Raw genomic sequence first — 12481 nt, 5'->3', positions numbered from 1 at the left:
TAAATCAACTTTTAATAAAAATAAAATATTACTTTAACTGAATGGACTTTGAATTTAAGAGTGAAAATATTGTAAAATTAAAGTAGAAATTAAAGGAAATGAAGTTTAATGAAAAATGGAAAAACATATGCAGTTGTAGATTTAGAAACAACTGGTACTAAAATGGATGGAACAAATCGAATTATTCAGTTTAGTTGTGTTTTTGTTGAAAATCATCAAATAGTGAATAGTTTTAGTTCATTAATCAATCCATTAATGGAAGTACCATATGAAGTTCAACAACTAACAGGAATTAAGCAAAGTCAATTAAGGAACGCACCATTATTTGAAGATATTGCAAGCGTAATTTATGGATTATTACAAGATACGATATTTGTTGCACATAATATTAAGTTTGATTATCGCTTTTTAAACGAGGAATTAGTTCGCGTAGGTTACCCTGAACTTGACTTAAAGGGAATTGATACTGTTGAATTAAGTCAAATTTTATATCCAACGCTTTCGTCTTACCGATTAAGTGATATTGCAGAATTTTTAAAAATTAAGCATGAGCATCCGCACCATGCTGATAGTGATGCATATGTAACCGCAAAACTCCTTATTAAGTTAATGAAAAAAGCAAACTCCTTACCACATGCATTACTTACTCAACTTGTAAAATTAAGTTCAGCATTGACTTACGAAACAGGAATTCTTTTAGAAGACGCTCTTATTCAAAAACACGAAAGTAAACTCGAACCAAAGTGGGTACAGATTGGAAACTTAGTTTTAAGAAAAGTAAGTCACGGTGATAAACAAAATGAAATTAACCCCAAATTTTCGATTGAAGAAATTGGATTACAAAAACTTGAAAAAAGAAGTGAGCAACTCAAACTAATGCATGATGTTCAGCATTCACTTCAAGATGGCTTACAGACTAAAACATTTTTTGAAGCCCCAACTGGAAGTGGAAAAACACTTGGATATTTGATTCCATGTAGTTTAGAAACTCAATTTGGACATCAATTTTTGATTACAACCGCAACTAATGCACTCCAAAACCAATTAGTTGAAAATGAATTAAAAAAATTACAGGAAGTGTTACCATTTAGCATTTCTGTAATTTCATTAAAGGGGAGTCAACACTATATTGATTTAGATAAATTTGCACATACTTTAGAACGATCTCAAAATGATTTTACTAAATTAATTCAAATGAGGATTTTGGTGTGGTTATCAGAAACACAAACGGGTGATTTAGACGAATTACAATTTACAGTTCAAAACTTGCCACTATTTGATGAAATTATCCATCATGGTATCAGCGGATTAAATCAAGATAGTAATTACTATGAGTATGATTTTGTAAAACGGCATCAAAAAGAAATTTTAGAAGCTGATTTTGTAGTTACAAATCATATGTATTTACTCCATCATATTGATGAATTTAAAGAAACTAAACGTACATTAATTGTTGATGAAGCACAACAATTAATTTCTGCAGTATTAACAAATAATAATGAGACATTAGATTTTGATAAAATAAAAATATTAAGTGATACCTTATTAGTTAAAATGGAGTCACAAATATCATACTCATTTAAGAATTTAGTAGAGCAAAAATTAATTACTAAAGGGTTGTACCATCAGTTATTACAAAAAATTCAAGTGATTGATCATCAAGTTCCGCTTTTACGAACAGAATTGTTCAATCAATTTATCAAAAAACAAGATCAACTTGGAATTGTAGAAGTTCCCATGAAAATTCCACGTTTATTTGGATTTGTTAAAAACTTCTATAATCTTTGGAATAAAATTAATAATGCGACTGAATATTTAAAAAATAAAAATACCAAAATTTATCAGCAATTCATTAAGCATTTAGATGATGGTTGCTTAGATTCTCATTCATTTAATTTATTTAAAAGCTATTTTAAATTAAGTAATGACTTATTAAATGAATTAGAACAGTGGCATTATTTGTCTTTAGAATATCTAGAAAAAAACTATGATGATTTATTAGTTTGGCTTAGTTTTCCACAACAGCAAGAAAATGCACATTTAAGAATGCATTTTGGATTACTAGAAGCGCAAAACTATTTATTACAAAATATTTATCCAGTCTTTGATAAGATTATGTTTTTTAGTGGAAGTAATTTCACAAGCAAAACCTTTACATATTTTTGTAAACAACTCGGAATTAATCAAAATACGCGTTATTTTAAGTATGCTTCAGAGTTCAATTTTGCTGAAAATTCACAAATGGTAGTTATTGATAATGGACCTGATGTAAGTAAAATAATGAATGATCAATATGTCGATTACTTAGTTGAAATGATTCAAAAGATTGGAAACGCTCAAACTAAGCAAACCTTAATTTTGTTTAGTTCAAATGAAGTATTAGAAAAAACATATGAGGCACTTCAAGAAACGTCATTACCTAATAAGTGGGAAATTTTAGCGCAAGGAGTAACTGGTGGAGCAGGAAAACTAAAGAAAAAATTTAGTTCTAAAACGGTATTACCTCAAATGTTACTTGCAACTGGGACATTTTGGGAAGGAATCGACTTGCCTAAAGAGGAGTTGCAAACATTAGTAATTACTAAATTGCCATTTCAAGCTTTTCAAAGTTCCTATAATCAAATTCGTTATCGAAAAGATGAGCAAATGGGAGGAAATGCATTTAATGATATTGTCTTGCCTGAAGCAATTATGCAATTTTCCCAAGGAATTGGACGCTTAATTCGGACTAAGAAAGATTATGGAATTGCAATTGTGCTCGATTCAAGGATTGCAAGGCGCACCTATGGTAAAGATTTTATTACTTCAATTCCTGATAAAATGCCAGTGAAGAATATTAAGGCAAAAGATCTATTTGATACGGTACAAAAATTTTTCACAAAGGATCTTGATGAAAATGGTTAGAATGATTTTACTTATTTAACATGCTATTGTTATAATGTTTGTTATGAAAAAGTAGAGAAGAGGTCGATTATGGGTCGAGTTCAACGAAATATTAAAAGAAATAAAAGAATGATTATTTTATCGATCATTTTATTGATTTTAGTAATTATTTGGGCCATATATATGATTGCTCAAGCACCATATAGAGAGGCTAAAAATGAAGCTGCTCAAATGGCCGAAAAATATGCTAAAGTATCAAATGTTGATAATTTTTATATTTATAATCGCAATAGTACTTACTATACGGTTGAAGGTAAAAATAATGATAATCAAAATGTATATGTCGTAATTCCTAAAAAGGGAAATCGGGTAAATATTTACCAAACAAATAAAGGCATTACTTTAAAGAAAGCAGAAAAAGTTGTTACTAACAAATATGCACCTAAAAAAATAGAAAAGACTGTTTTTGGAATGAAGGATGGAAAAACACCAATTTGGGAAGTAACATATCAAAATAAAAATGGCGAATTATGCTTTGCTCAAGTTGGCTTCAAGAGCGGAAAAGTATTGCAAAATATCGCTAATTTATAATGACACGTAAATAAAGATAGTTTATAATGAATAAAGAACTCTTAGAAACAAGGGAATCTAATTAAGGAGGAAAAAGCTTGTGGAAACAATTAGCATTATTGATTCTAAAAACCACGTAAACGAAAAAGTAAAAATCGGGGTTTGGCTAACAAATAAACGTTCAAGCGGAAAGATTGCATTTTTACAACTACGTGATGGTTCAGCATATTTTCAAGGAGTAGTTGTTAAAAATAATGTTTCCGAAGAAGTGTTTAAACTTGCTAAAGAAGTAAAACAAGAAACAAGCATGTATGTGACAGGGACAATTCATGAAGATTCACGGTCACACTTTGGATATGAAATTGAAATTGAAGATATCGAAATCGTTGGTGAAAGTGATAATTATCCAATTACTCCTAAGGAACATGGAACAGACTTTTTAATGGATCATCGCCATTTATGGCTTCGTTCTAAACGACAATTTGCAATTATGAAAGTTCGTAATGAAATGATTCGGGCAACCTATGAATTTTTCAATAAAGAAGGATTTACTAAAATTGATGCCCCAATTTTGACTGGAAGTGCTCCAGAAGGAACAACTGAATTATTTCATACAAAATATTTTGATCGCGATGCATATTTATCACAATCAGGTCAATTATATGAAGAAGCTGGTGCAATGGCTTATGGTAAAGTATTTTCATTTGGGCCAACTTTCCGTGCAGAAAAATCTAAAACACGGCGTCATTTGATTGAATTTTGGATGATTGAACCTGAAATGGCATTTATGCATCAAGAAGAGAGTTTAGAAATTCAAGAACGTTATATTGCATATTTAGTTCAAAATGTTTTAGACCATTGTGATTATGAATTAGATATTTTAGAACGTGATAAAGAAGTTTTGAAACGGTATACTCAACTTCCTTATCCACGGATTTCATATGATGAAGCTGTTAAAATTTTACAAGACTCTGGTCAATTCCCAGATGTTGAATGGGGAAAGGATTTTGGTTCACCAGAAGAAACATATTTAGCTGAACAATTTAGTAAGCCAGTCTTTGTGATGAATTATCCTAAAGCAATTAAACCATTTTACATGAAACCTCATCCAACGCGTGATGATGTTGTAATTTGTGCAGATTTACTTGCTCCTGAAGGATATGGCGAAATTATTGGTGGTTCAGAACGTGCTACTGATGCTCAATATCTTGAAGAACAAATTAAAAATGCGGGCTTAGATTTAAAAGATTATGAGTGGTATATTGATTTACGCCGTTATGGAAGTGTTCCGCATTCTGGATTTGGCTTAGGATTAGAACGTGCAGTTACTTGGATTACAGGTGAAGATCACATTCGTGAAGCAATTCCATTCCCACGCTTATTGAACCGGATTTATCCTTAATGGATATTAGAGATTGACTTTTGTTAATCTCTTTTTTTATGGAGGTAAAGCTAATGGATGATGAAATAATGATTAAACTTTTAAAAGAAGGAACATTATCAATTCCAACTATTATTTTGAAAAATTATCATCAATTGGGAATGAATGAAACTGAGTTAACTCTTCTTTTACAAATGATGATCGTTTTAAAAGATGATAATTGTGATTTTGACTTTGAAATGGTCGCTCAGTTAATGGAAAAGGACCAAGCAGAAATTTATAAAATGTTGCATAATTTGATTGAAAATGGGATTGTTAGTTTAACTTCTACTGTTGATGAAAATGGGCGTAATTATGATCAATATAGCTTTGAACCGCTATATCATAAAATTGTTAAAATTTTAAAAGAAGAAAATCAACAAGGGAAAAAAGATAAGAAAGCAACTGCTCGCAAGCAAGTTTTTGATAAAATTGAACAATCTTTCGGAAGGACGCTTTCTTCATTTGATATTGAATTAATTGATAGTTGGCTAAATCAAGATCATTATGATCCAGAATTAATAATTGCAGCACTTAAAGAAGCTGTATTAAGCAATGTTTATAATCTAAAGTATATTGATAAAATTTTACTAGAGTGGGAGAAAAAAGGAATTAAACAACCGGCAGATATTCAAAGAATCCGTGATCAACGCCAACAAAATGAAAAAAAGCGTCAAAAGGGAAATTTAAATAAGCCAATCATCCCGCTTTCTAAATGGTCTAGCTCAGATTAAAACTGAATAATAGTTGTAAAAAAAATAGCGAGATTCAATTTAAAACATTGAATTTCGCTACTTTACTTAGTTATAAATTTAGTTAGATTCCACGTAAAATTCCAATAATTTGTTTATTATTAATAACTTCAGGATCGATTACAGTAATTTGACCGCCATATACAAGAGTATAAATTGCGATTTCATTTGCTTGAGTTTGTTCTTCAGTTTCGGTTTCATTTTCGACTAATTCACGTGCAACGATCAAGTTATCTAAACGGCCTTCGATTGCAGCTTGTTGGACTGTTTCCATTCCTTCAAGATAACGCTTCTTTGAATGTGCGGTATCAATTGCATCCTTAACATTTTGATAACAACTATCAATGTAATTTTGAGTAATTGGTGCAGTTACCTTTTCAAGTGATTCATGATTAATGATTGATGGAACGGTAATTACTTGTTTTTTATCAAGATATTGATTGTGAGAAATCTTCTTAAATTCACCGGCATCATCTTCTGTAGCCATTAAAATAACGTTGAGATGATCTCTTAAACTAATATGCTTGATTACATATTCATCAACAATCCGGAAATATCTATCCATATTTGCTTGTTGAGCCTCTGATTTAACATCTGTTCCTCTAAATTGATCATATGAACCGCCACCACGTTGGCCAGCTTGTTCTTCCATTCTAATTTTTTGACGTGGAGTATCAATATTTAATGCTACTGCTGCAGAAGTAGGAGCATCATCATCAAGATGTTTATTGAAAACAAGTCCATTTTTTACAGTGAACATCTTAAAATCTGCACGACTGATTTTAACAATGTTATAGGTAGGCATAAATTCATATCCACTGATGATTGGAAGAATATAAGGACGTTCACTTACATGAACTTGTAAAGAAACTTTTCGTGGCAAATAATAGTGATAAGAAACTTCTTTACCAATAATTACTGCTAATGATTTTGATTGTGCATAGTCAAAAATGATGTCATTTTTGATATCTAAGATTTTCTTTTCGTATTTTTCCCAGCCTTTCTCCCCAAATTTAGTAATATATAATTTTTTAGCCTTTGAAAGTAGACTATTAAATTCAGTATCATCTAACTTAAAATCATCTTTACCAGGATAAAGTGGTAAAAACAATGAAATAAAAGGTCCAGAAACTTCTTCATTAATTACAATATTTTTTAAATCGTTCTTTAATGACATAACGAACAACCTCCTTTAAATCTACATTCTTATTATATAATAAATTTTATAAAAAAGGGTTCAATAAGCCTTGAAGAAGAAATTATAAAAAAACGAAAGTTATTTGGAAACAAATAACTTTCGTTTTTTACTATATTTAAGCCAGATTATTGACTTTTATTTGCTTGACTTTGTTGCTGAGAATTGGTGTTTTGCTGTGATGTATTATTTGATTGTTGAGCACTACTTGCTGTAGGAGCACTTGATTGACTTTCCTTTTGCTCACTAGAATTTTCTGCTGAAGAACTTGAAACTTCAGTAGAAGAAGAGGTACTTTCGATACTTGAAAATACACTTGTATTATAAGATGATAATGAATTTTTATTCGCACTTGATGAATACAGTGAACTTGAAGGCGGCTCTGAGCCAGCTAAGTAAAGCTGACGAACACCATTAATATATTTTACATAAACATTACTTGGCTTAGTCCAATCTGAATTTGCAACATCTTCAGAAAGATATGACATTGCATATTTATAAAATTCTTGAGCAATATTAGCAGTTGATTGAGTCATGTAATGACCAGCTTCATATTGCTTATCATAACCTAACCAAACCGAAATTGAGTAATTCTTCGTATAACCATTGAACCATGAATCCATAATCGCATTTGATGGAAAATTATTGGCAACATCAGTAGGATAAGCGTTTGTTCCGGTCTTACCAGCTTGGTATAAACCACTGATGTTTGCTCTTGTCCCGGTTCCTTTTGAAGAGGTAATGACTTGTTTAAGCATGTCAGTAATCATGTAGGCAGTAGAAGGTTGCATTGCACGTTTTCCTTTTGAATCATACTTCTTAACAGTACCATCAGGAGTTTCAATTGCGTTGATATATTGTGGCTTATAATAAATTCCTCCATTAGCAAAGGCTGCATAGGCAGCAGCATTTTGCAATGTTGAAGATGGTAATCCAATCCCGTTAGCATAATTTAAAGACTTATAGTTAAAGCCAAGGCCATTAACAAATTTAGTTGCTTTAGTTAATCCAACTTTTTCTAAAGTACGAATAGCAGGGATATTTCGTGATTCAATCAAAGCTTGACGCATAGTCATGTTACCTTCGTATTTATGATCGAAATCATACAATGGAGTATTAGTTCCAGGATAGTTATAGGCTGTATCTTTTAGTAAGTGATAAGTTGCCCAACTATTATATTCAATTGCAGGAGCATAATCCATTAACGGCTTAGCAGTTGAACCATCTGTTCGATCAGTTTGTACAGCACGGTTTAATCCGTAAGTAACATCACCAACCTTACGTCCACCAATCATCGCGACAACTTTACCATTATTAGGATTAATAACGGTTGAAGCAATTTGAATTTCGTTATTAGGGAATGCGATGTAATCATCAGTGTTGGCAATGTCATATAACATTTTTTGTGTATCCATATCTAAGTTAGTATAAATTTTCAAACTTTGGGTAAATGGATCATAGCCTTTATCTTTAGTAGCTTGAATGACTTGTTTAATATATGGATCAGCAATTTTAGCATTTTCAGTATATTCTGCATTATTTTCATGAACTGGTAATAAACCAGTATCAATACTTTCAACTTTAGCTTGTTTCAGTTGTTTAGCAGAAATCTTTTTATTTTCATACATTGCTTGTAAAACGTCATTTCTCCGTTTTAAAGCAAGCTTTTTATTCGCATAAGGATTATATGAAGATGGTGCATTTGGAATTCCGGCAATTAGGGCAGTTTGAGCTAGATCTAACTGCTTAAGTGATTTGCCATAATAGAATTTAGCAGCAGTTTCCATTCCATATGTTCCATTTCCCATAAACACTTTATTAATATAGAAATCTAAAATTTGGTCTTTAGAATACTTTTTATTTAATTGAATTGCTAACCATGCTTCTTGAGCTTTTCGTTTTAATGTTTGGTCAGACTTAGCTGTTGAGAAGTACGAAAGTTTAATTAATTGTTGATCAATTGTACTTCCACCTTGTAATCCTGAATTAGGGTTTAAGTTATTAATAAAGGCACCTACAATTCGTTCCGGATCGATTCCATTTTGTTGATAAAAACGGCGATCTTCAATTGAGACGACGGCATCTTTTAATTGTTGTGGAACATCTTTAGTTGAAACTGTAATACGATTATCAGAGCCCAAAGATGTAATTTTTTTATTGTTAGCATCATAAATAATCGTTGAACCTGGGCTGGATAATTTATCTTCATCTAATTTAGGTGCACTTTGTACATAGTAAAAGAAGAGGGTGGCACCAGCAGCAAGGACGATCACAATTAATACAAGTAGAGTGATCAAAATACGTTTAATAACATGACCAGGCCCTTTTTTTCTACGTGCTACACGAGAGTATTTAGGATCTTGTTCGCTCATTATTTTCTCCTTCAATTTGCTTTATTAATAAATCTACATATTTTAAATATGGGATGTGAGGCTGTAGTCCATATTGAATACGATATCCATAAGACTCAATGTCTTTTTTAGGAATTGATTTTCTTCTATTTTCTTGATTATCCCAATACTTAAACAAAAGTGAAACAGGCATTAAAAAGAGTTCATCTTGTTGTACAAATCGAACAATTGTGAAACAAATTCCATCTTGCTTTACGCAAGCTTTAAAGTGTTCAATTTGATGTGGATGAAAGTTTTTTAAAGGAAAAGCCGTTTTGTTTTTAGTTTCCTTTGCTTCAAAATCAAGATAATATCCTTTATAAATACCATTATAATCTGTTGTAGATGGTGTTTTAAAGTACGCTTTTTTAATTACTGCAGCACTCCTTTTAGGATAATCAACATCAACAATTTGAATTGGAATCGGTTTTTTATGGACTACAGCAAGGTTACTTGCAAGGTAAAAGGCATTACTAGCATTAATTTCTTCTTCAAGTGACATCCCACGATTTCCATAAATAATATTTTGTTTTTGTGCATGTTTTTTATGATATATGTTACTCTGCTTTTGAGAGTAAGATTTTCCGTTAGGATAATTTAAAGTCATGTGAAACCACACTCCTATCCCGGTATTTTACCATTTATCTGGTTTCATGGCAAAATGAATTAAAAAATAACTAAAATTTAAGGAGAATAATATGCGATTATGGGTTACTGGATATCGAAGTTATGAACTAGGAATATTTAATGACAATGATCCCAAAATAGAAGTTATTAAATACACTTTAAGACAGTTTATTGAACAACAATTTAATAATAGATTAGAATGGATAATTTCAAGTGGCCAATTAGGCATTGAACAATGGGCTATTGAGGAAGCATTAGAATTGAAAAAAGATTATCCTGAGTTGAAGACTTCATTAATGTATCCTTACAGTGGATTTGGAAAACAGTGGAACCAAAATAATCAACAAAAGTTAACTGAACTAGAAAATAAGGTGGATTTTGTTGCAAGTACTAGCAAGCAAGCATACCAATCACCAAAACAATTAAAAAATTATCAGCAATTTATGTTAACGCATACAGATGCGGCTTTAATGATATATGACTTTGAATATCCCGGAAAGTCTAAGTATGACTATGAAGCTATTCAAAAGTTTAAAGAAAGTAATGAATATTCTCTGACAATTTTTAACATGCAAGATTTGCAAGATAAATCAATTGAATTAAATGATAAAAAATATTGGCAATCTTAAATAGTTGTGATATAATTTTAAATGTTATGAGTTAAGTACCTAACGGAGATGAGGTGTAATTTTATGGAGAAAGTCAATCTTACGCCTAAAGAAATCGTAAATAAACATTTCAAACCTAAGATGCGGGGATATGACCCAGCAGATGTTGATGAATTTTTAGATAAGGTAATCAAAGATTATGAGACCTTTACTAAGGAAAATCAACGGTTACAAATGGAAAACGATCGTCTTGTAAGTAAGGTCGATGAACTAACAAAACAAGTTGCTGTTGGTAAGTCTGGTCAAACTGCAAGACCAACTTCAAATATGACAAATATGGATATTTTGAAGCGTCTTTCTAATTTGGAACGGCGGGTTTTTGGTGCTCAACTTAATAGTGATGATGACCAAAGTAGTCGTTTTTAGTTAAATAAGGTTAATAAAATCGTGTAGTGTTCGGGTAATCGCGGGCTGCTTTTGCAGTCTGAGGAAAGTCCAAGCTTGCACAGGCTGCGATGCCTGTAGTGATCGTGCTTGCTGAAAAAATAAGGCAAGGTACTCACTAATAATGAGTAACGGCAGACAAAAAGGCTAAAGTTTTAATACCATGTCTGAGTAGTCTTGAAAAGTGCCACAGTGACGAAGTAGTAATGGAAACATTACTAGTGGAACGCGGTAAACCCCTCGAGCAGGTAACCCAAATTTTGGTAGGGGCGCTTCATGACGGAAATGAACTAATCATGGGGGCGAGTTTTAACTCGCAGATAGATGATTACCACTGATTCCAATTCCTGGTTGGATGACGTACGGAACGTGGCTTATAGAGCACTGCATATGACAGGTTGGAGGTTGTGACGCAAGTCGTAACCTCTTTTTTTATTTTTAGTTAATGAGGATGATAAGAAATGAAATTAATTGCTACTTGTGCTGCTGGAATTGAAGGAATTTTAGGAAAAGAGTTAAGACACTTAGGATATGAAGTAAATGTTGAAAATGGCAAAGTATCTTTTGAAGGCTCTTTTAATGATGTGATTAAAACTAATTTATGGTTGCGAACAGCTGACCGCATCAAAATAGAATTAGCTAGATTTAAAGCTAATACTTTTGAAGAACTATTTGAAAATGTTAAGGGTATTCCTTGGGAAGATTGGTTAGCTTTAGACTCAGCTTTCCCTGTAAATGCTAAGTCACAGAAATCAAAATTACATAATGTTCCTAGTATTCAATCTATTAGTAAAAAAGCAATTGTTGAACGGATGAATCAAATTTATCATCGGAGAACAAAATACCCAGAAACAGGTTCCTTATATTCAATTGAAGTTGCAATAAATAAGGATATGGCAATTGTAATGTTGGATACGACTGGATCAAGTTTATTTAAACGTGGATATCGGGTTGATAAAGGAGGAGCTCCTTTAAAAGAAAATATGGCTGCGGCATTAGTATTACTTTCTAATTGGTATCCCGAATACCCATTTGTTGATCCAGTATGTGGATCAGGAACTATTCCGATTGAAGCAGCACTATTTGGATTGAACATTGCTCCAGGGTTAAAACGTGAATTTGCATTTGATAAATGGTTACAAGTTACTCCAAAACAAATTTTAGATGTAAAAGAAGAAGCTTTGAGTGCTACTAAAACTGATGCTGACTTAGATATTAGTGGATATGATATTGATGGAAGAATGGTTAATATTGCACAAGTTAATGCTAAAGCAGCAGGTGTTTTAAATAAAATAAAATTTAAGCAAATGGCCGTTAAAGATTTTCACACTGATAAAATTAATGGGGTAATTATTGCTAATCCACCTTATGGACAACGATTAAGCGATCAAAATAATGTGCGTTTATTATATAAGCAAATGGGAGAAGTTTATCGTCCGCTAACAAGCTGGAGTAAGTACATTTTAACAAGTGACTTAAAATTTGAACAATATTATGGGCAAATAGCTACTAAAAAGCGTAAATTGTATAATGGGGCTTTACGAACTGATTTGTTCCAATATTGGGGCAAGCGGATTAAGTAATGGAGGCGG

10 protein-coding genes and 1 other RNA gene are annotated in these 12481 nt (G+C 31.8%); 8 read left to right on the top strand and 3 right to left on the bottom strand.

Going from position 1 to position 12481, the window contains the following annotated elements; translation table 11 throughout:
* Positions 1–108: 108 nt before the first annotated feature.
* The 4 genes from ACWCL1_RS02270 to ACWCL1_RS02255 all read left to right on the top strand — a co-directional run bounded on the left by ACWCL1_RS02270 (position 109) and on the right by ACWCL1_RS02255 (position 5607).
* A complete protein-coding gene (locus ACWCL1_RS02270) occupies positions 109–2904 on the top strand; it encodes a helicase C-terminal domain-containing protein (protein ID WP_454545316.1) in 2796 nt (931 codons plus the stop codon).
* Positions 2905–2973: 69 nt separating this feature from the next.
* Positions 2974–3474, top strand: coding sequence for a cell wall elongation regulator TseB-like domain-containing protein (locus tag ACWCL1_RS02265; RefSeq protein WP_454545315.1), 501 nt, complete (start codon positions 2974–2976; stop codon positions 3472–3474).
* Positions 3475–3553: 79 nt separating this feature from the next.
* Entirely contained in the window at positions 3554–4855 is a 1302-nt protein-coding gene (gene asnS, locus ACWCL1_RS02260) for an asparagine--tRNA ligase (protein WP_454545314.1), read from the top strand.
* A 53-nt stretch (positions 4856–4908) separates the two neighbouring features.
* A complete protein-coding gene (locus ACWCL1_RS02255; protein WP_454545313.1) occupies positions 4909–5607 on the top strand; it encodes a DnaD domain-containing protein in 699 nt (232 codons plus the stop codon).
* An 82-nt stretch (positions 5608–5689) separates the two neighbouring features.
* On the opposite strand, the gene ACWCL1_RS02250 is transcribed toward ACWCL1_RS02255, so the two are convergent.
* The 3 genes from ACWCL1_RS02250 to recU all read right to left on the bottom strand — a co-directional run bounded on the left by ACWCL1_RS02250 (position 5690) and on the right by recU (position 9817).
* A complete protein-coding gene (locus ACWCL1_RS02250; protein WP_454545312.1) occupies positions 5690–6802 on the bottom strand; it encodes a baeRF6 domain-containing protein in 1113 nt (370 codons plus the stop codon).
* A gap of 146 nt (positions 6803–6948) precedes the next feature.
* Positions 6949–9192, bottom strand: coding sequence for a transglycosylase domain-containing protein (locus tag ACWCL1_RS02245; RefSeq protein WP_454545311.1), 2244 nt, complete (start codon positions 9190–9192; stop codon positions 6949–6951).
* A complete protein-coding gene (recU, locus tag ACWCL1_RS02240; RefSeq protein ID WP_454545310.1) occupies positions 9173–9817 on the bottom strand; it encodes a Holliday junction resolvase RecU in 645 nt (214 codons plus the stop codon). The genes ACWCL1_RS02245 and recU overlap by 20 nt, the downstream gene beginning before the upstream one ends.
* Before the next feature lie 91 nt (positions 9818–9908).
* Here recU and ACWCL1_RS02235 point away from each other — a divergent pair, with 91 nt between their 5' ends.
* The 4 genes from ACWCL1_RS02235 to ACWCL1_RS02220 all read left to right on the top strand — a co-directional run bounded on the left by ACWCL1_RS02235 (position 9909) and on the right by ACWCL1_RS02220 (position 12472).
* A complete protein-coding gene (locus ACWCL1_RS02235) occupies positions 9909–10466 on the top strand; it encodes a DUF1273 domain-containing protein (RefSeq protein ID WP_454545309.1) in 558 nt (185 codons plus the stop codon).
* A gap of 63 nt (positions 10467–10529) precedes the next feature.
* Positions 10530–10871, top strand: a complete 342-nt coding sequence (gpsB, locus tag ACWCL1_RS02230; protein WP_454545308.1) for a cell division regulator GpsB — start codon at positions 10530–10532, stop codon at positions 10869–10871.
* 26 nt (positions 10872–10897) lie between these two features.
* An RNA gene (gene rnpB / locus ACWCL1_RS02225) (RNase P RNA component class B) lies at positions 10898–11271 on the top strand.
* Between the two features lie 79 nt (positions 11272–11350).
* Entirely contained in the window at positions 11351–12472 is a 1122-nt protein-coding gene (locus ACWCL1_RS02220) for a THUMP domain-containing class I SAM-dependent RNA methyltransferase (protein ID WP_454545307.1), read from the top strand.
* The last annotated feature ends 9 nt before the right edge of the window (positions 12473–12481 follow it).

The sequence above is a fragment of the Ligilactobacillus sp. LYQ135 genome (genome assembly GCF_053711055.1).
The sequence above is the reverse complement of the archived record's forward strand: the minus strand, read 5'-3'. Positions and strand labels throughout refer to the sequence as shown.